Source organism: Vibrio cionasavignyae (assembly GCF_050337155.1).
Classification (GTDB): Bacteria; Pseudomonadota; Gammaproteobacteria; order Enterobacterales; family Vibrionaceae; genus Vibrio; species Vibrio nomapromontoriensis.
Window position 1 is genome coordinate 75,907 of the sequence record NZ_JAKJSR010000010.1, and the last position, 19,816, is coordinate 95,722.

The following is a 19,816-nucleotide window of genomic DNA, read 5'->3' on the forward strand; positions in this document are numbered from 1 at the left end:
CTAACATATACTTATATGGCCTAATTAAGCTGGCGTATTAGTTTTAATTGTCTCGGTCGTCAATGTTTCAATATCATCTTTAAACTCTTTAGCAACCTGTTGAAGCTTATTGCTATCATCCATCATTTGTTGTGATAAACGAGTTAGTGACGTAACTTGCTGCGTATTAAAAACTGTCAAAGAAGAAATGTCTTTCACTTCCGCTACAGCTTTCATCTGGGAAAGACCTAATTCACTATACGTTCGCATAGCATTTAGTTGTAACTCGGTCAATGTTTCAACATTTTTTGTCATTAACTTGCTGAATTTTGCATAAGGTTCGAGTGTTTTTTCTGATTGCTCGTTAATTACTTTAAAAATATCTGTGTACATAGTCGCTCTCCTAAAAATAACAGTTCAGTATTTAATTAATAATTTATAGCTGCATTACAAGATATATTGGAAATATATAAATTGATTAACAGAGTTTTAGAATAAGTGCCGTACCCATTCCACCACCCACACATAATGTCGCTGCACCATAAGTATGATTTTCGCGCATCATTTCATGAATTAACGTCACAACAATTCGATTTCCCGATGCACCCAATGGATGTCCAAGTGCAATTGCACCACCATTAGGGTTGGATTTTTCTATAATCGACTCAGACGGCACTGAGCACTCCTCTGCCAGGCTTCTAATAACACCTAGAGCTTGTGCTGCAAACGCTTCGTTAAACTCAAATGTATCCACATCAGATAGCGAAAGTTCGGCTTTATTTAAAGCCTGCTTAACCGCTTCGACGGGTCCTAACCCCATAATTTTAGGGCTTAAGCCAGTTTGTGCCGTTGACACAATTTCACAAAGCGGGGTTAAACCTAATCGCTTAACGGCATCTTCAGAAGCAATCACGACAGCACTTGCTCCATCATTAATACCAGATGCATTCCCAGCCGTTACCGTCCCTTCCTTGTCAAATGCAGGCCTTAACTTAGTTAAGCCTGCCAACGTTGCATCAGATTTTGGATACTCATCTGTTGTAAACTGGGCGGGTTGGCGCCTAATTTTAATGTCAACTGGAACAATTTCATCATTGAAGCGCCCAGCTTCTATCGCGGCAACAGCCTTCATTTGGCTTTCTAACGCATACGCATCTTGATCCTCACGCGAAATATTGATTTCACGAGCGACGTTTTCTGCCGTTACCCCCATGTGGTAACCATTGAATACATCCGTTAATCCGTCAGATACCAGTAAGTCTTTCGCTGACATATCGCCCATTTTATGCCCAGAGCGTACATTGGATGGTAGGGTAAATGGAATCTGCGACATTACCTCAACACCAGCAGCAACCACGACATCAGCTTCACTCGCCCTGATATGGGAGACTGAGTCCATGATTGACTTCATGCCACTGCCACAAACCATATTCAACGAATACGCAGGAACTTGCTCTGGAATATTCGCGTAGAGCGCAGCCTGTCGCCCAACGCCCATTCCTTGGTTTGCACTAATAACATTACCAACAATAACCTCATCGATGTCAGCTTCATTAACAGCACAAGAAGCGAGTGCACCCTTTATGGCCTGCGCCGCTAACTGACCCGCTGAGCAATTTTTCAAACTGCCACCAAAACTACCAATCGGGGTTCGCTTCGCAGCGATGATATATACTTTTTTCATTGCCTACTCTCCCTTAAGCCATGTATAAGCCGCCATTGACGGATAGCGTTTCACCCGTAATATACGCTGCGTCGTCGCTAGCTAAAAAGGCGACGGCCGCCGCTATTTCTTCAGGTTTAGCTAATCGCTTAAGAGGAATTGTGCTCTTGATCGAATCAAGCACATCTTCACGCATCGCTTCCACCATCGGTGTTCCGGTATAACCAGGCGCAATAACGTTGACGGTTACTCCTGAGCGAGCACCTTCTGCGGCTAATGCCTTGGTAAAACCAATCATGCCTGCTTTCGCGGCCGAATAGTTAGCTTGCCCAAACTGCCCTTTTTGACCGTTTACTGAGGAAATATTAATTACGCGTCCCCCTCCCTTTTCGCACATCGCCGCAAATAAGGGTTGCGTTACATTAAAGACACTATTTAAGTTGGTATTAATAACCTCGAACCATGCTTCTGCAGACATTTTTTTAAACTGTCCATCTCGAGTAATACCGGCATTATTAACAACTAAATCAAAAGTGCCTTCTTCTTCTTGAATTTCTTCAAGCTTTCTTTGGCACTCGTTCGTATTGGTCACATCAAGCTCAAATAAACGAACTTGTTCATCAGTAAAACCCTTTGATTCAAACCATTCTTTCGCACACTCATACTTACCTGTATAATAAGTCGCGATCAATCGATAATCGTTTTCCACAAGGCGAGATGATATTGCTGAACCTATACCACCCTTTGACCCCGTAATTAACGCAAGTTTTTTCATTCCTTGACTCCATTCCTAACAACTAACTATTAACCAATCTAAAAACCTGTTCCACTCTATATTTAGAATGATGTTTATCTTTATTATTTAATTTACCTTGCAAATGTTACAACTTTTCTAAACAAATCGATGTTAATAAAAACTTAATATAGATACAGCAATTAAATTCAAAAGATAGACAATTAGTAGCGAGTCATCACACATCAGCGTGAAATTGACAACTCACATATTTTCAATTTGCCAGAGAAAAAATAGAAACCATAAGATACTGATAAATATAGAAATTCAAATAGATGTTAGCGGTGTGTTTCTTGCTTGTTAAAAGACATAAGCTAAATAACTGCACTCATAATGAACATATCAATTATTACACCTATTAGTTCTAACAATATAAGCGTGTGAATAATATAAGGATTACTATGTGCCATATTATTGGCGTCACGAAAGGATGCAACCTGTTACATTTGCTCATTTGGTTGCACTGTTTTGGTGAGACTGGCTGGAAAGAAATACAACACTGATAAATACGATCAAAGTCACATAACCCGTAGGGGGTATGCGACTCTGTTTTAAACACTCATCATTCGGTTATGGACCTAACAACTGATCAAACTTTAAATTGACCCACAGCTCTATCTAAGTTTTCACACCGTGATTCCAAAGTGATGCATGCATGCTCCGCTTGCTTAATGATATCTGACATTTTGTGGCTATCGGAGGCTATTTTTTGAATGCTACCATTTAACTCTTCACTGACTGCGGTTTGTTCAGTTGCAGCAGTCGCAATATGTGCATTCATTTCATTAATGATTGTAATTGAACTGGTAATTTCCGCTAAAGAGGTCGAAGCCGTCTGAACAAGACTGATCGTTTCATTACTCGTTGAGCGGCTAGATTCCATTGCTTGCACCATTACCGATGCGCCTTGCTGCAAGCGCTCAATCATTGTTTGAATGTCACCTGTACTTTCTTGGGTCTTACTGGCGAGAGAACGAACTTCATCAGCAACAACGGCAAAGCCTCGCCCTTGCTCACCTGCTCTCGCTGCCTCTATAGCCGCATTCAATGCCAATAAATTAGTTTGTTCAGCAATCCCTCGAATAACATCCAGCACAGACGCTATATTGGTGACATCACTCGTTAACCGGTGAACGCTTTCTTCGGACGTAATTAACTCTTGAGCTAAGCCTTCAATGGAAGATACCGTCAACCCGATGCCTTCATTCGCATGCCTTGCTTCGTCTGCGCTACGATCAGTCGCTTGTGCTGCCTCGTGTGCATTTTGACTCACATTGTCGCTCGTGGCACGCATTTCATTAATTGCAGTGGCTACCATTTCACTTTCTTGCTGTTGCGACTGTGAAGCTCGCGTAATCTGGCTGGCCAAGTTAATCAACACGTTCGTGTGCTCTCTTACCTCAGATGTGGACTCAACAACTTCAGAGACGGTTGTTTGGATGCGATCGACAAATTGATTAAACGATCCCGCTAAATGGCCAATTTCATCGGTCGATTCGACCTTTACGCGCTGTGTTAAATCACCATCACCAGAGGCAATTTCGGCCATTGATTTTTCGAGCACGATAACTGGTGCAACGATGAGCTTCGATACAAAAACCGCAACAACGAGAGCAATAAATATCGCAACGACGGTACCCACTTCTATTGCTAGTTCAGCTTCTGTTACCGCTTGTTCACTGTCTATTCGCGCTTGGTCTTGTAGACGCTCAATCTCGTCCAAAATCACCTTTAAGTTGCTTCTTATATCGACAAATAGTCCAGTTATCGACTTTTCTCTGTCATTAAAACGCTGATAAGCATCACTAGGAGAGGCAAACAACGCTTCGTATTCACTCACAAATACCTTCGTATCAGCCAATAGCTGTTTTAAGTAAGGAGAAAAACGTCGGTCTAGTACACCTGCGTCAATCAGTTCCTGAACCCGGCTCACTCGTGGCACGGCATTGTAAGCGTTATCTTCAAATTCAAAGCGCTGCTTCTCTACTTCTTCTTTGTTGTCTGTTGCAATTATAAACGCATATCCGGCCGTTGATACTTGGTAAAAATCGCGATAGGCATCTTCTAAAGCGTTCATTACCGGCTGAATTTCATTATTTAACTGATCATTAATAGCAGCCTGCTTGCTAAACAACGACGCATTGTAAACTACCAATCCACCGAATATCGTCGCCATCAAAATTACCGGTACCATTACCTTGATTTTGAGGCTTAAATTGTTAAACCACATCATGTCACTCTCCAAAAAGGTTTACTGTTTCATGTACTGTATCGACAGACTTCTTTTGGTCTTAACCTTAAAGATGGCTTTATCGACAGATATCTCAATATCCTTGTTTTAATGACACTTTTTCCTACGCAAATCGCATTATTCTATAAAATGACCACTATATTTCACCCTTAAAAAGGTCCCTTTTGTCTAAATGTGACATTTTTGTTACTCTCTATATTCACGACAATAAATGACACTCGTGGTACGACTTAAAGGACTTGGAACCATGCCTCAAGCTGAACCGTTTCATGCACGTAATATTCGAAAAACGTTGGTGGTGGGTGCCGCAACAATATTGGGCTTTTTGGCGCTATTTTTTTATACGGAATATAGTGTTGAGCGTTCAAAGAATCAGTTGATGTCACTTAAGAGTGATATTTTGACTGCGTCTAATGGCATGTTGTTGATGAGGCGGCATGAGAAAGACTTTATCGCTCGGGTGGATAGTCAGTACATTGAAAAGATGCAAGACAGCTACGTAACGTTAACGGAGCAATTAAGCAAAGTTAATAAGCAAATTCAACGCTCTGGTATAGACACCGATTACTCTAACCAGCATGCCCTTAATTACATAGACAATTACGTTCAATCCTTTCTGTCGCTCGCTGACCTTGTTGTCGTTATTCATGGTAGTGACCACCAAAACGGACTCATCGATAACCTAAGGGATAGCTCACTTAGCTTGGGGCATGAGCTTATTAAGAGCAATGACCCCTTATTAGATCATATTGCCTTAACGACGCAAGACTTGATGTATCAGTTTTTTTCCAATTTTGACGTTGAGGTTTTACCACGCATCGATCGTACTTTGAATCAGATGGAAAGCGAAATTGCTGCTCAGCAACATTCTTTCGAATTATTTAATGCCTTTGCTAAATTCAAATTAGCTTTTTATACGCTGCAATCAGCGTATGAAGATTTTGGTTACACCCACAACGACGGACGCCACGGTGACTTACGCACCACGGTTCATCAGCTTGAAGCCAAACTCAATACGCTATTTGACATTTTACCTAACCAAATTACCAATAAAATGGCGACTTACGAAAACTACCGAACCTTGACCACGATCGCTTTGATTGCGGCCATCATTCTCACGTTGCTCTACGTCATTCGCCAAACATCATTACTAGAAAAGCAATTGATAGACGCAAGAGAACACGAAAGGCAAGCTAATCGTGCTAAAAGCGCTTTCTTAGCAAATATGTCTCATGAAATCAGAACCCCGCTGAATGGCATTTTGGGGATGACCGAAATCCTCACAGATTCAAAGCTTAACGCCATTCAAAAAGACTACCTCTCAACGATCAGTTCTTCGTCGCAAACTTTACTCATGCTTATCAATGACATTTTGGATCTTTCTAAGATTGAATCCGGGCATCTCGAGATCTGCCCCCATACCTGTGCAATTAAAGAAGTGTTGTTCGATACGGCTGCACTCATCGTGCCTAAAGCGCAACAAAAATCCATAGAGATTGCTATCGATATTGACCCCCAATTACCCAACTATATAAAAGCAGACGAACAAAAAGTAAGACAAGTGCTTATGAACCTCGCTTCAAATGCGATCAAGTTTACGGAAACGGGCACTATCACTTTTACCGCTAGAATGATGGAACAACAGAGTTCTACCGTGACGATCCATCTTGCAGTTCGAGATACTGGCGTTGGTATTGACCCAAAGAAACAAACACATATCTTTGAGGAGTTTAGACAGGAGGATTCATCAACCTCTCAACAATACGGCGGAACCGGACTTGGCTTAGCAATTTCATCAAAAATGATCACCATGATGGGCGGAAACATTCAATTGAGCTCAACCAAAGGGCAAGGCAGTGAATTTTCTTTTTCATTACAGTTTGAGCGAGACGACCAGCAACTTACCCAGCAATCACACATATCCGTACTGTACATTACCCATCACGCGAACTCGCTGTTTGTTGAAGAGCTGCGTCGATTTGGTTTCCAGTCTACCGTCGTTGCACCTAACGCTTTAGTGTCAGAAAGCGCCACCCCACGACGGGTCGTCATCCTTGATGATATTAAGGTCTACCGTCAACACGCAGCACAGTTAAAGTCCCACCCTATCGTTTTTCTAAGAGATAACCAGCTAACCAACGCTCATGATGAACTCGATGTTGCTGCATTTATCACCTCGCCAGTATTTGGCATGAGACTGAGTCACACCATAAAATCAGCATTTGAACAAGAGCCAGCCCAAGTGCCTCAGGCAACCATCGAATCCCTACCATTATCAAACTCCAAGATCCTAATTGTTGAAGACAACAAGGTGAATCAGCAAATAGTGACCATCAATTTGAAAAAGCTTGGTATCGAGTTTGTCATCGCAAACAATGGACAAGAGGCCAGTACAATTTATCAACAGCAACATGAACGTATTGGGCTTATTCTAATGGATTGCATGATGCCCATTATGGACGGTTTTGACGCCACGGTTGCCATTCGCCAATACGAATCTTCTAAAAATTTAGCTCGTAAGCACATCATCGCCCTCACCGCTTCCGTTCTAGATGACGATATACAAAAGTGTTTTGATTGTGGTATGGATGATTACCTCCCTAAACCATTTAAACGAGATGTATTGCTTGAGAAACTAGATAAACAAGTAAATATCCGAGTGCAATAACACACGCTCCAAGGTGTCCGTATAAGTAAACCATTACCTGTCGTTACGTAAAACTTGTCGGACACCGGAACCTCGAATCACAGCCTAAGCAACAGAAACCGAGCGATATTCATACAAGATCAAGACTTTCCGCATTCCATCACTCATCTGAGCTGGATTAAACCGTGATCTCGTTTGCCATGAACTTAGCTCAGTGGTCTAATAGATGTTATCTCTGTACCAAACCACTTGATATTGCTGATGGTTGTGCCATTCCCTTTAAACCTGCATCTTCGCTTGCTTAAGGGCGATACCGAATAACTTACCATCACTTCAAGTAGAATCAGTGTACTTCAGTAATAACCTCCATCAGCCACTCTCTGATAGGAACTAAGGAAAGACCATGTCACAGCAACACGAACCCAGCTATTTCTTTTTTGATTATGAAACTTGGGGAATTAGTCCAGCTAACGATCGTCCCTGTCAATTTGCTGGTGTTAGAACAGATATGGATTTCAATATCATTGGTGAGCCCCTTGTCATCTACTGCCAGCCACCCTCTGATTACTTGCCTTCCCCAGAAGCGGCGCTAATCACCGGTATCACACCACAACTGTGTATGGAGAAAGGGCTAAGCGAGCCTGAATTCATCAAAAAAATACACCATGAATTGGCGACGCCAAACACCACTAACTTGGGCTATAACAGTATAAGATTTGATGACGAAGTAACGCGTTATACTTGCTATCGTAACTTTATCGACCCATACGCTTGGAGTTGGAAAAATGGCAACTCTCGTTGGGATTTATTGGACTTAATGCGAACCTGCCACGCGTTGCGCCCAGAAGGCATTGAATGGCCTGAAAATGAAGATGGCTTTACCAGTTTCAAACTGGAACATTTATCGGTAGCAAATGGCATTGAACATAGTAACGCTCATGACGCAATGGCTGACGTCATCGCCACGATAGAACTGGCAAAAAAAGTTAAGAACGCGCAACCCAAGCTGTTTGATTACTTTTATTCCATGCGGAATAAGCGCAAACTCAATGAGCTCGTCGACATCGTAAACATGACGCCCCTTATGTATGTATCGGGTATGCTTGGAAGAGAATGTCAATATACCAGTTGGGTAGTGCCTATTGCTTGGCATCCGACCAATCAAAATGCCGTCATCGTTGCAGACCTTGCGAAAGACCCTCAACCTATTTTGGATTTATCGGTTGAAGAGTTACATGATCGACTCTACACCAAGCGCGAAGACTTAGCGCCAAATGAACTCCCCGTGCCACTGAAGCTCATTCATTTAAACAAGTGCCCTATTTTAGCGCCAGCCAAAACACTTACGGCTGAAAACGCTGAAGTGATAGGGATAGACCGTCAGCAATGCCTTACGAATCTCGCACTTCTTAAGCAGCACCCTGAAATTCGTGAAAAACTTATCGGGCTATACAACATCGAACGTGAGTTTGATAACAACAACGATGTAGACACCCAACTCTATAGTGCTTTCTTCTCACCGTCTGACCGCGCGGCAATGGATATCATTCTAGAAACCGAACCAAATAATTTGGCCGCGCTAGACATTTCTTTTAGTGACTCAAGAATTGAGCCGTTACTGTTCAGATACCGTGCTCGCCACTATCCTTGGACACTCGACGAACATGAACAGTTGAAGTGGGCAAACCATTGTAGAGAGCGATTTGAAAACAAAATTGAAAACTACATGCTTGATCTTGAAAATCTGGTACTCAATAACGAATCTGATGAACAAAAAATGACCGTATTAAAATCCGTCTACCGCTATGTTGAAAAGCTAGTCTCGTAGAATTTACCCCGACCGTCACGTATGGATGGCTTTTCATAAGGCATCCATACGTGCTTTATCTGTGACTGAATGTCATTCAATCGCTAACTTTACTGATAACTAGTACTGACCTTTCACTAGTTCCAAACCAAAATGAGGGTGCCATGATCAAAACTGCGCTTCATTATATAGTGTCATTCACTGTGATTTTTGCTGCACTGTTTGCGGGAAATACCATTCAAACCCTGCTCGATGTATCTATCCCAGGTAGTGTCTTTGGTATGCTATTACTGTTTTTATTAATGGCGGCCGGGGTTATTCCAGTCAAAGTCGTACAGCCTGGTGCCCATGCATTTATTCGCTATATGATTTTGCTTTTTGTGCCCGTCAGTGTTGGATTAATGAACCACTTCGACACGTTGATTAACAACGCTCTGCCTATATTGGCCAGCGCGATTGGTGGCACGATGATCGTCCTCATTGGACTCTCTGTCTTCCTTGACCGTTTTCTAAAGAAGGGGAATAAATAATGTGGATTTTTGCGACCATTATTGTGTTTTTTTTCGCTCGCTTTATCGCCCAGAGAGTGAAGAACCCTTTGTTCAACCCACTACTCATTAGCATCGCCATTTTGATTCCAGTACTGGTCATTTTTAACGTCCCTTTTGACACCTATTATCAAGACAACGAATGGATAAGTTTCCTCTTGCAGCCGGCGGTTGTCGCGCTTGCTTATCCACTCTATGAACAAATACCTCAAATTCGAGCCAATTGGCGTATTATTCTTTTAGCCTGCAGCGTTGGTAGTATCGGGTCAATGTTCACCGCCTCATTAATCGCAGTATGGTTAGGCGCCGACATGACATTAGTTGCAAGCCTGCTGGGTAAATCTGTCACCACCCCAATAGCAATGGAAGTGTCCAGCCATTTAGGTGGGGAACCTGCCATTGCCGCTATCCTCGTCTTACTCGTTGGGCTGTTTGGTGCCATCTTAGCTTACCCACTCTATCAATTACTCGGTGTGACTCACCCAATTGCTAAAGGGTTAACAATGGGAACCGTCTCTCACGCACTGGGAACAGCCACGTGCGCAGAGAAAGATTCAAAAGATGCCGCATTCAGCTCGCTCGCGTTGGTCATTTGCGGTGTCATTACCTCAGTGTTAGCGCCTTCATTTTTCGCATTTTCGCTTTGGCTAGGACAAATAATGTGACACCCTCGGATTTACGTGACATTCCTTGCTCGGTTCGTAAACCCCAAACCTAAAATGGTGTGATATCACTCTAATTGTGAAATGTTAACCTACGTTACATCAAATAGAGTGATCAGCATCACTCTATTTGTCTGCTAAGTTACATAGAATGAATAAAAACACATTAGCCAAATTAGAGGTACAAGCATGACGGATCGTTTCGATTCAATGTTAGCCGAAGCACCAGAAGCTATTAGCCGATACCTAAAACCTATCGTCACTCATAAAAACTTCGACGCGACATTAACGCCAGCACAGTTTGATGAATTGTTGTCTGTGTCTGGGCTCACCGATAACGAATTACGCGTAGTATTATTACCTTTCGCTGCGGCGTATTCATATGCACCAATATCCGACTTTTATGTTGGCGCAATCGTGAGAGGCTTGTCAGGCAAACTCTACTTTGGCGCAAACATGGAATTTCTTGGCGCTCAGCTTGGTCAAACGGTTCATGCGGAGCAATCTGCAATTAGTCATGCATGGATGAAAGGGGAAACTGGCGTTAAAGACATTACCATTAACTTCAGTCCTTGCGGTCACTGTCGTCAATTTATGAACGAGCTTACCACCGCTCAAGATCTTGTTATCCAATTGCCTGAACGTGACGCAAAGACATTACAGGAATACCTACCAGAATCGTTTGGCCCTAAAGATCTTGGGATCACCGAAGGATTGATGACTCCAGTGACACACAGCAATGCCATTAATGATGTCGGTTCCTTAATGGAAAAAGCAGTGTCCGCACTCAATCGTAGTCATGCCCCATATACCAAGAACCTCAGCGGTGTTTCGATAGAGCTTAACGATGGCCGCACTTTTCAAGGTGCTTATGCGGAGAATGCCGCTTTCAACCCTAGCCTGCCGCCTCTGCAAGTCGCACTTGGACAACTGTTATTGGCAGGTCAATCGCTCGATAACATCAAATCTGCGGCATTGGTAGAGCTGGCTACCGGAAAGATTAGCCACCTTGCCGACACTCAAGCCACATTGGAAGCGATTAACCCTGATATTCAGGTTGAATACGCGTCTATTTAGTGCGTACTTATCGTCAAATAAACATTCAATAATTCTGTCACTACTTATCTTGGTGTGTCCATAGGCTTAGCCGCGGCCACACCTCTTTCCCTACGAAAAAATCCACCATACATTAACTAAATAATTCATCAGCGCAAACGTTTGCTTTCTTTGTGAAATCCAGTATGATTCACCCAAATTTTCCTGAAGAATGTGCAAGGATCTTATATGTTTGGTACCGCAACTCGTGAAAGTGCTACCCGTGTGTTATTACTAGGTTCTGGCGAGCTTGGTAAAGAAGTCGCCATAGAATGCCAACGCTTAGGCTTGGAAGTCATCGCATGTGACCGATACCCTGATGCGCCAGCCATGCAGGTTGCTCACCGTAGCTACGTACTAGACATGCTTGACGGTGATGCACTCGAGGCACTGATTCACAAAGAACAACCTGATTACGTCGTACCAGAAATTGAAGCCATTGCAACAGAGAAGCTTGTAGAGCTCGAAACCCAAGGCCTAAACGTCGTACCAACAGCAAATGCAACCAAACTGACAATGAATCGTGAGGGGATCCGTCGCCTTGCCGCTGAAGAGCTAGGTTTGAATACTTCACCCTATCGTTTTGCAGATAACTATAACGATTTCGTTAGTGCCGTTGAATTTGTAGGCATGCCATGCGTTGTGAAACCCGTCATGAGTTCATCAGGTAAAGGGCAAAGTGTTATCAAAACGACAGAAGATATTGATAACGCATGGAAATATGCTCAAGAAGGCGGTCGTACTGGCGCAGGGCGTGTCATCGTTGAGGGCTTTATTGATTTCGACTATGAAATCACGTTATTGACTGTAAGAGCTGTCGATGGTGTCCACTTTTGTGCACCAATTGGGCATCGCCAAGAAGACGGCGATTATAGAGAATCTTGGCAGCCCCAAATCATGTCAGAAAATGCTAGAAAAGCAGCCGAGTACAGTGCAGAGCAAGTGGTGAACGCACTAGGTGGCTATGGTCTATTTGGTGTCGAACTGTTCGTTAAGGGTGACAAAGTCATCTTTAACGAAGTCTCCCCTCGCCCGCACGATACCGGTCTTGTTACGCTAATTTCGCAAGAAATGTCTGAGTTTGCTCTTCATGTCCGTGCATTTACTGGCATGCCGATTAACGCTATTGCACAGTACGGACCGTCCGCATCCGCGGTTATCTTGGGTCAAGGTACGTCAGAAAACATTCGTTTCTCTGGCATCTGTGAAGCCGTGTCTGCGCCACAAACACAAGTTCGCTTATTTGGTAAGCCAGACATCGATGGCCGACGCCGCTTAGGTGTCAGCCTGACGCGTCGTAAGTCTATCGAGTCTGCCATTGACGATGCTATCGATAGCGCAAAACAAGTAAACGTTATTTACTAAGCATAAAGGCTGTCGAGTCTCTCGACAGCCTTTAATTATTATCAGGAAGATATTGCGAGTAAGACCCGTTACAATAATTGCCTAATTAGCAATCCCAAACGCTCTATAGCGCTTACGACAGAGTCTGTGGCTTCCAGGGAAGCATTCATTCTAAAGCAATGCTGAAACTGTTGTGTCGTTGCAAACATTTCCCCAGGTGCGATACTAATATCATCGCCAATCGCCATTTTATAGAGCTCTGTTGCGTTGACATGAGCAGGCAAAGCGACCCAAATAAAATACCCCCCCGATGAGTAGTTTACTTGCACGTCTTTAGGTAGATGTGAGCGTAACAATTGCCAAATCTGAAATTTGCGCTGTTCTAGCTTTCTTCTTAATAGCCGTAAATGACGTTCATAATGCCGAGTCGACAAATAGTCGGCGAGTGTTAATTGAACCGGCGCACTGGTTGACAGTGTGCTCATCAATTGGATCTTTTGAATCTGTAAAGCTCGACTACCAGCGGCGACCCAACCAATTCGAAACCCAGCAACCAAAGATTTTGAAAAAGAAGCACAATGCAACACGATGCCACTATCATCAAACGCTTTCGCAGGTAAAGGCTTCGCCGCGCCATAATACAATTCGTTATAAACGTCATCTTCGATCAAATAGACGTTGTATTGCTGAAGTAGCTTAACAAGACAACGTTTCTTTTCATCTGAAAGGCTAAAACCGAGCGGATTTTGAAAATTGGTCATTAACCAACACGCTTTCACTTGATGTGTTTGGAGGGCATGCTCTAGATCAGCAAGATCAATCCCTTCCGTTGGGTGTGTGTTAACGGAAAGCGCGCGTAAATTTAGACGTTCAAGTGATTGTAATGCGCCATAAAAACAAGGCGACTCTACAATCACCCAATCTCCGGCTTTCGTCACCGACTGCAGGCTTAAATTAAGCGCCTCTAACGCACCTGCGGTAATAACAATTTCATCCGGATGAATATTCACACCTTGTGCAGCATATCGCTTGGCTATGATATGCCGTAACGTTTCATTTCCAGGCGGGAGATTATCGAGGGCATGAGAGGTCGTTATGTTACGCGCTGCTTGAACCAGAGATTTATTCACTTGATTGTGTGGATATAAATTGGCCTCAGGATAGGCAAACCCAAAATTTGTTACTGTGCTTTTTCGACTCGCTTGCAAAATATCGAAGACAAAATCATTAATATCAACCGATTCCGTTTCGTGCAGGTGCTGTTTTGGAAGCAGCTCAGCAACATCGTGAACCGGAGGAGCAACAACATAACCAGATCGAGAGTGAGAAACCACCCAGCCTTGGCTCTCTAATAACTGGTACGCGTTCATGACCGTCATTAAGCTCAGCCCAGACAACTCGGTTTGCTTTCGTAGCGATGGTAATTTAGTCCCTACTTGCCAGACATTGTTCTGAATTTGCTCTTTAATCTGATTTGCCAGCTCAACGTACTTGGCCAATAGGTACACTCTTTTTCGATAAACGTAACGATCATACTACCTTAAACGCTAACTGTTATACATATTTACTAGAAATCTGTATCTATTATAGCTGCCGCTCGCGAGCGTATAATCCAATGGTGTTAGCCGCAACTCAATCACCGATCTTAATCACCGTTCTCAATCACCAATAGGAAGTGCCTGCGATGGAAAATAGCATGACTAATAATAGCGTTAAGAAAGAACTACTTTTGTGCACCATTGCTGCTGCCTTAGTGCTACTCAATATTGGTGCACACCTGCTCTGCACCAAAATGTTCATTGATTTACCTTTGACTGAAATCACTCTCGCCTTGATACCGATGACAATGCTGGCGTTGTGTTTTATCGGCTTCAAAATGGCGGCGAAAGAAGAATAATCCCCTCTCGCCGTTTAAATTGGAATGCTGATTTGCTGACTGCTTCAGCTGGTACAGTTCTGACTGGCTATGCGTCAATTACGATGATTTCGGCTCAGACTATCTTTACTAAAGGTAGTTAAACTGAAGGTCATTATACCTAAAGATAACTAGGCTAATAGCTTACTAAACCAGAGCCTCAATTAGCCAAACTTCCTCAGCAAAGCGGGTCAGCCCTTGCTTAATACGACGATGTTCACTGCCTGCTTCGTCTCGCGCTAAACGAGTAATTCGATAGCCTTCATCAAAATACGCGGCAACTTCAGCTTCTGGAACACTATAAGGAGGACCTGCTAGCTGATCTTGGATATAGTCCAAGGTTACCAGCAATATTTTTCCTCCTGGCTTAAGCACCTGCTTGAGCTTTTCCACATACATCGCTCGTAGATCATGGGGGATGGCTATTAGCGCTGCTCTGTCATAAATCAAATCGACACTTTCAACTGGAGCTGAAAAATAATCTCCGGCATAAATGCTTAGTTCATCAAACTGATACAGCTCAAACTGGCTATTTAAGGTAGTCACTAGAGGGGTATAAAAGTGTTCCGAAAAAAATGAACGAACCGCAATTTGGCTTAGCTCTACACCCTGCACATTGTCATGTCGCGCAGCAAGCCACACTAGGTCCTCTGATTTACCACACAAAGGGACAAATACACTTTGCTCTCGAGTTGGCGTTAGCTTGTTCCAGTGCTCGATAAGTAAGGGATTAACATCATCAAGATGAAAACCAATTTTGTTCGCCGCCCATTTATCGTGCCAAAGTTCATAATCGTTCATTTTATATTCATTTTAGATCTGCATAATGATTAACGTAGAGTTTACAGATTGAGGACAAAAAGTCATGTCTCCTTAGGGTAATATTTCTATGAGACAGGCTTCACAGTTTACTCAACGCTACAAAATATGGACTTGGTAATGCCATTTAAAACCCCATATCATAGGTAGTACTGCTCCACACGTTATAGCACCCTTTTTTACACCGTTTTTGTAACGTAATCAGGAGAGAGCATGAGCATGTTTTTCCGTGCCGCAGCACTAACGCTGCTGGTACTCAGCCGCGCACCAGCATTTGCGGCACCGCTTGATCAATCCAATTCTAACCAAACGAAAGGGAACCAAGAACAGAACCAGATAAGCCCGTCGAACTTTAAACATAGTCTCAGTGGTCTTTATGGTATTGACCCCATTGACAGTCGCGTTGCGCAACCACACGACGACTTTGACGTCTTATACAGTAAATCTCATCAAGCTCAACACGAACTAGAGTCTCTGTGTAAAACGACCGCTCTGTTAACTCAAACAGAGTCACACTTCGCCGGTGTGAAATCCTCTGACCGTGCCTTGAAAAAAATAAACACGGAATTAAACGGTCAAGTTGATCAAATCACCGATCTCGCTCGGGCAACAATCATAGCAAATGATGTATCGTCATTAGTTAGTGCATTCGAAACATTAAGCAGAGAAGCGAAAGTAGTGCGAGTTAAGAACCGATTTAAATCACCTAACCCATCTGGCTATCGTGATTTGAATATCCTTGTCGAGCTTCCAAAAACTCGTATCATCGCTGAAGTTCAGCTACACCTAAAAGCGATTGCTGAAGTAAAAAGCGGCCCCGAACACGATTTATATCAAATTATACAAGGTATTGAGCGTAATGCTGCGTCACATGGACGCTCACTTAACGATATTGAAACCGCTCAAATCACAAGCCTACGACGACAATCAATGGAACTCTATCAAAACGCATGGCAACCCTATATCACCACGCATATTCAAGCTGCTTAATCTTATTAAGTTACCACCTTCCCTAAAACAAAAAGACCACGCATTGCGTGGTCTTTTTGTAACAATCAAATACTAATCTAGTTTGATGTTTTCAACACGAGCCTTCAGTTTTTGGCCTGGACGAAACGTCACAACACGTCGCGCAGAGATTGGAATATCCTCTCCGGTCTTAGGGTTACGACCCGGACGTTCATTTTTGTCTCGAAGGTCAAAATTACCGAAACCAGACAGCTTTACCTGCTCGCCATTTTCGAGTGATTTTCTGACTTCTTCAAAAAATACTTCTACCGTTTCCTTGGCATCCCGTTTACTAAACCCGAGTTTCTCAAAAAGGTTCTCAGCCAAATCGGCTTTTGTGAGCGCCATAAAACTCCCCTCAAAGCTATTTCATACTTAGCTGCTACAATAGCAACACCACATATTTAGTTCGACCAATCAACAACATAACGGTCTTACTTTGAAAAGTGTAAGCCAACCTTATGATTTTCGCCAACTTTTTTATTTCATGGAAATGTCAGGACTTTATTGCCACCAACCAATGAGTTAGCATTATTTCAGGATATATCACTAAAAACAAAACGAAACCCATACTAACGCAAAACAAACCACCAAAAAGAAGTAGTACGGCAGAATAAACACTTGGCAATACAAATTATAAAAACCTTAAGACAGGGCACACTTTTACGATAAATTACAAGTAAAAACAGTCAGTTGCGCCTAAATGCACAATATGAAACACGTTTAATCCCCTGTTAAATTTTACGCAAAATGTCTTAAACCCAACTAGAATTTTAAATTGATTTTTGTATTGATATAAAAAAGACGAACCCAAAAGGGTTCGTCTTTTCAGATTTATTTTCAGTTAGTGCTCATTAATCTCTTAAAGAAGCACCAAATTTTTCTGAGATTGAAGCGACAATCGCATCTACTGAACCAGCTATGTCCGCATCTTCAAGTGTGCGCTCTACAGACTGTAGGCTAAGTGCAATAGCCAGGCTCTTCTTGCCTTCTTCTACGCCTTTACCTACATAAACGTCAAACAGTTTAGCGTCTGTTAGGAATTCGCCACCAGCTGCGATACACGCATCAACGATGTCGCCAGAAGCCACAGCTTCATCAACAACAACGGCGATATCACGACGGTTTGCAGGGAACTTAGATACGGCTACGGCTTCTGGAAGCACGCGAGTGTTGATAGCTGCCCATTCGATTTCGAATACGATAGTACGGCCGTTAAGACCAAACTTACGCTCTAGTTCTGGGTGAACAGTACCAATGATACCCACTTCTCTCTCAGTTTCGAGGCCGGCGTCTACTACGATCGCTGCAGTTTGACCTGGGTGAAGTGCTGGGTGCTTAGCGGCTTTAAAGCTGTATGCTTTTTCGTTTGCTGAAAGCTCAAGAATTGCTTCTAAGTCACCTTTAAGATCGAAGAAATCTACAGTGCTCGTTGCCATGTCCCAGTGCTCTTCGCCACGCGTACCAGAGATAACGCCCGCAAGCATCATTTCTTGACGCATGCCGTTTTCAGCCGTTGCTTCAGGGATGAAACGTAGGCCTGATTCGAATAGACGAACGCGAGACTGTTGACGCTTCTGGTTGTGAACAACGGTATTTAGAAGACCTTGGATTAGGCCAAGACGCATTGCTGACATGTCCGCAGAGATTGGGAATGGCAGGATTAGCGGCTCAACACCAGGTACAACCAATTTTTGCTGTTCTGGTTCTACGAAGCTGTATGTGATTGCTTCGTGGTAGCCACGGTCTACAAGAAGGTCACGAACGCGCTTAAGCGGTTGGTTAGCTTCTTTGTGGTCATTCATTTTAAGTGCCGCTTTAGGCGCTTGGTTTGGAATGTTATCGTAACCGTAGATACGACCTACTTCTTCAATTAGGTCTTGCTCGATTGCGATATCAAAACGCCAAGATGGAGACGTTGCCGTCCAGCCAGCTTCTGTCGTCTCCGTATCTTCTACAACAGAAACAGTACAACCTAGGCGAGTAAGAATTTCTACCACGTCTGTAGATGGGATTTCGTGACCTAGTAGGCTGTCTAGTTTAGCGCGACGTAGAGCGACTACGTTTGCTTTAGGAAGATCAGCTTCAGATTCGCTGCCGTTTACTGGCGCAACTTCACCACCACAGATTTCAACTAGAAGCTGTGTTGCACGCTCCATTGCCGCTAGCTGTAGCGTTGAATCAACACCACGTTCGAAACGTAGAGAAGAATCTGTGTGAAGACCGTAAGCACGTGCGCGACCACGAATGTGATCCGGTGCGAAGAATGCAGCTTCAAGAAGTACGTCTGTCGTTTCAGTAGTAACACCTGAATCTTGACCGCCAAAGATACCAGCGATGGCTAGTGCTTTGTTGTGGTCAGCGATAACAAGTGTGTTGCTGTTTAGTTCAGCTTCGTTACCATCTAGAAGTGTTAGCTTTTCGCCCTGCTCTGCACGGCGAACTACGATGCCGCCTTCGATCTTAGCAAGATCAAATGCGTGCATTGGTTGGCCTTGCTCTAGCATCACGTAGTTTGTGATGTCTACCACTGGGTCGATTGAACGGATGCCACAACGACGCAGTTTTTCTTGCATCCAGATTGGAGATTCCGCTTTCACGTTTACGTTCTTAACCACACGGCCAAGGTAACGTGGACACGCGTCTGTTGCTTTGATTTCAACAGATACTGTGTCTTCAATGCTTGTTGCAACAGCTTCAACTGTTGGCTCTGTCACGTCTGCGCGGTTTAGTACGCCAACTTCACGAGCAAGACCACGGATACTGAAGCAGTCTGCGCGGTTTGCTGTTAGGTCTACGTCGATAGTGACGTCGTTAAGCTCTAGAAGCTCGCGAACATCCATACCAAGCGTCGTGCCTTCTGGCAGCTCAAGGATGCCGTCAGACTCTACGTCGATACCTAGCTCAGAGAAAGAACAAAGCATGCCGTGCGATGGAACGCCACGTAGTTTTGCTTTCTTGATTTTGAAGTCACCAGGAAGTACTGCGCCAACTGTCGCTACTGCTACAGTTAGGCCAAGACGACAGTTAGATGCACCACATACGATGTCTAAAAGCTCTTCTTCGCCGATATCAATTTTTGTAACTTGTAGTTTGTCTGCGTCTGGGTGCTGACCGCACTCAACCACTTTACCTACTTTAACGCCGGTGAAAACACCCGCAACAGGTTCTACATCGTCAACTTCCAAACCAGCCATAGTGATTTGGTGAGCTAGCTCTTCGCTGTTAATTGCAGGTTTAACCCACTCGCGTAGCCAAGATTCACTGAATTTCATAGTTTGACTG

At 43.5% G+C, this 19,816-nt stretch carries 16 protein-coding genes; 8 read left to right on the forward strand and 8 right to left on the reverse strand.

Annotated elements, in window-relative coordinates:
- Positions 1-24: 24 nt before the first annotated feature.
- From L4D74_RS03575 to L4D74_RS03590, 4 genes are all read right to left on the reverse strand, one after another.
- Complete coding sequence (locus L4D74_RS03575; protein ID WP_428750752.1) at positions 25-372, reverse strand: phasin family protein; 348 nt, start codon at positions 370-372, stop codon at positions 25-27.
- 85 nt (positions 373-457) lie between these two features.
- Entirely contained in the window at positions 458-1,663 is a 1,206-nt protein-coding gene (locus tag L4D74_RS03580; RefSeq protein ID WP_428750753.1) for an acetyl-CoA C-acetyltransferase, read from the reverse strand.
- Between the two features lie 13 nt (positions 1,664-1,676).
- Positions 1,677-2,417, reverse strand: coding sequence for an SDR family oxidoreductase (locus L4D74_RS03585; RefSeq protein ID WP_428750754.1), 741 nt, complete (start codon positions 2,415-2,417; stop codon positions 1,677-1,679).
- Positions 2,418-3,024: 607 nt separating this feature from the next.
- Positions 3,025-4,668 (reverse strand): methyl-accepting chemotaxis protein, encoded by a 1,644-nt coding sequence (locus tag L4D74_RS03590; protein WP_428750755.1) that lies wholly within the window; start codon positions 4,666-4,668, stop codon positions 3,025-3,027.
- 265 nt (positions 4,669-4,933) lie between these two features.
- Between L4D74_RS03590 and L4D74_RS03595 the strand changes: the two genes are divergently transcribed.
- From L4D74_RS03595 to purT, 6 genes are all read left to right on the forward strand, one after another.
- On the forward strand, positions 4,934-7,354 hold the full coding sequence (locus tag L4D74_RS03595) for a hybrid sensor histidine kinase/response regulator (protein ID WP_428750756.1): 2,421 nt from the start codon (positions 4,934-4,936) through the stop codon (positions 7,352-7,354).
- Between the two features lie 382 nt (positions 7,355-7,736).
- Complete coding sequence (gene sbcB, locus L4D74_RS03600) at positions 7,737-9,161, forward strand: exodeoxyribonuclease I (RefSeq protein ID WP_428750757.1); 1,425 nt, start codon at positions 7,737-7,739, stop codon at positions 9,159-9,161.
- Positions 9,162-9,304: 143 nt separating this feature from the next.
- Entirely contained in the window at positions 9,305-9,670 is a 366-nt protein-coding gene (locus tag L4D74_RS03605; protein WP_428750758.1) for a CidA/LrgA family protein, read from the forward strand.
- A complete protein-coding gene (locus L4D74_RS03610) occupies positions 9,670-10,353 on the forward strand; it encodes a CidB/LrgB family autolysis modulator (RefSeq protein WP_428750759.1) in 684 nt (227 codons plus the stop codon). Before L4D74_RS03605 ends, L4D74_RS03610 begins: the two co-directional genes overlap by 1 nt.
- A 186-nt stretch (positions 10,354-10,539) precedes the next feature.
- Complete coding sequence (cdd, locus tag L4D74_RS03615) at positions 10,540-11,427, forward strand: cytidine deaminase (protein ID WP_428750760.1); 888 nt, start codon at positions 10,540-10,542, stop codon at positions 11,425-11,427.
- 207 nt (positions 11,428-11,634) lie between these two features.
- On the forward strand, positions 11,635-12,810 hold the full coding sequence (purT, locus tag L4D74_RS03620) for a formate-dependent phosphoribosylglycinamide formyltransferase (RefSeq protein ID WP_428750761.1): 1,176 nt from the start codon (positions 11,635-11,637) through the stop codon (positions 12,808-12,810).
- Positions 12,811-12,878: 68 nt separating this feature from the next.
- On the opposite strand, the gene L4D74_RS03625 is transcribed toward purT, so the two are convergent.
- A complete protein-coding gene (locus L4D74_RS03625; protein WP_489686465.1) occupies positions 12,879-14,297 on the reverse strand; it encodes an aminotransferase-like domain-containing protein in 1,419 nt (472 codons plus the stop codon).
- A gap of 188 nt (positions 14,298-14,485) precedes the next feature.
- Here L4D74_RS03625 and L4D74_RS03630 point away from each other — a divergent pair, with 188 nt between their 5' ends.
- A complete protein-coding gene (locus L4D74_RS03630) occupies positions 14,486-14,686 on the forward strand; it encodes a hypothetical protein (protein ID WP_265672913.1) in 201 nt (66 codons plus the stop codon).
- A gap of 165 nt (positions 14,687-14,851) precedes the next feature.
- Here L4D74_RS03630 and L4D74_RS03635 read toward each other — a convergent pair whose 3' ends face one another.
- Positions 14,852-15,505 (reverse strand): thiopurine S-methyltransferase, encoded by a 654-nt coding sequence (locus L4D74_RS03635; RefSeq protein WP_428750763.1) that lies wholly within the window; start codon positions 15,503-15,505, stop codon positions 14,852-14,854.
- Between the two features lie 231 nt (positions 15,506-15,736).
- On the opposite strand from L4D74_RS03635, the gene L4D74_RS03640 reads away from it, so the two are divergent.
- Positions 15,737-16,513: a RelA/SpoT domain-containing protein gene (locus tag L4D74_RS03640; protein ID WP_265672915.1), complete on the forward strand. Its 777-nt coding sequence runs from the start codon at positions 15,737-15,739 to the stop codon at positions 16,511-16,513.
- A 72-nt stretch (positions 16,514-16,585) separates the two neighbouring features.
- On the opposite strand, the gene ihfA is transcribed toward L4D74_RS03640, so the two are convergent.
- Together ihfA and pheT are read right to left on the reverse strand one after the other, a co-directional pair.
- A complete protein-coding gene (gene ihfA, locus L4D74_RS03645; RefSeq protein WP_102467832.1) occupies positions 16,586-16,879 on the reverse strand; it encodes an integration host factor subunit alpha in 294 nt (97 codons plus the stop codon).
- A gap of 506 nt (positions 16,880-17,385) precedes the next feature.
- Complete coding sequence (pheT, locus tag L4D74_RS03650; protein ID WP_428750764.1) at positions 17,386-19,806, reverse strand: phenylalanine--tRNA ligase subunit beta; 2,421 nt, start codon at positions 19,804-19,806, stop codon at positions 17,386-17,388.
- Between the last annotated feature and the right edge of the window lie 10 nt (positions 19,807-19,816).

Excerpts from the sequence above, each read along its gene's own strand:
- L4D74_RS03575 (WP_428750752.1), bottom strand. The coding sequence starts at position 372 with ATGTACACAGATATTTTTAAAGTAATTAACGAGCAATCAGAAAAAACA.
- L4D74_RS03580 (WP_428750753.1), bottom strand. The coding sequence starts at position 1,663 with ATGAAAAAAGTATATATCATCGCTGCGAAGCGAACCCCGATTGGTAGT.
- L4D74_RS03585 (WP_428750754.1), bottom strand. The coding sequence starts at position 2,417 with ATGAAAAAACTTGCGTTAATTACGGGGTCAAAGGGTGGTATAGGTTCA.
- L4D74_RS03590 (WP_428750755.1), bottom strand. The coding sequence starts at position 4,668 with ATGATGTGGTTTAACAATTTAAGCCTCAAAATCAAGGTAATGGTACCG.
- L4D74_RS03595 (WP_428750756.1), top strand. The coding sequence starts at position 4,934 with ATGCCTCAAGCTGAACCGTTTCATGCACGTAATATTCGAAAAACGTTG.
- sbcB (WP_428750757.1), top strand. The coding sequence starts at position 7,737 with ATGTCACAGCAACACGAACCCAGCTATTTCTTTTTTGATTATGAAACT.
- L4D74_RS03605 (WP_428750758.1), top strand. The coding sequence starts at position 9,305 with ATGATCAAAACTGCGCTTCATTATATAGTGTCATTCACTGTGATTTTT.
- L4D74_RS03610 (WP_428750759.1), top strand. The coding sequence starts at position 9,670 with ATGTGGATTTTTGCGACCATTATTGTGTTTTTTTTCGCTCGCTTTATC.
- cdd (WP_428750760.1), top strand. The coding sequence starts at position 10,540 with ATGACGGATCGTTTCGATTCAATGTTAGCCGAAGCACCAGAAGCTATT.
- purT (WP_428750761.1), top strand. The coding sequence starts at position 11,635 with ATGTTTGGTACCGCAACTCGTGAAAGTGCTACCCGTGTGTTATTACTA.
- L4D74_RS03630 (WP_265672913.1), top strand. The coding sequence starts at position 14,486 with ATGACTAATAATAGCGTTAAGAAAGAACTACTTTTGTGCACCATTGCT.
- L4D74_RS03635 (WP_428750763.1), bottom strand. The coding sequence starts at position 15,505 with ATGAACGATTATGAACTTTGGCACGATAAATGGGCGGCGAACAAAATT.
- L4D74_RS03640 (WP_265672915.1), top strand. The coding sequence starts at position 15,737 with ATGAGCATGTTTTTCCGTGCCGCAGCACTAACGCTGCTGGTACTCAGC.
- ihfA (WP_102467832.1), bottom strand. The coding sequence starts at position 16,879 with ATGGCGCTCACAAAAGCCGATTTGGCTGAGAACCTTTTTGAGAAACTC.
- pheT (WP_428750764.1), bottom strand. The coding sequence starts at position 19,806 with ATGAAATTCAGTGAATCTTGGCTACGCGAGTGGGTTAAACCTGCAATT.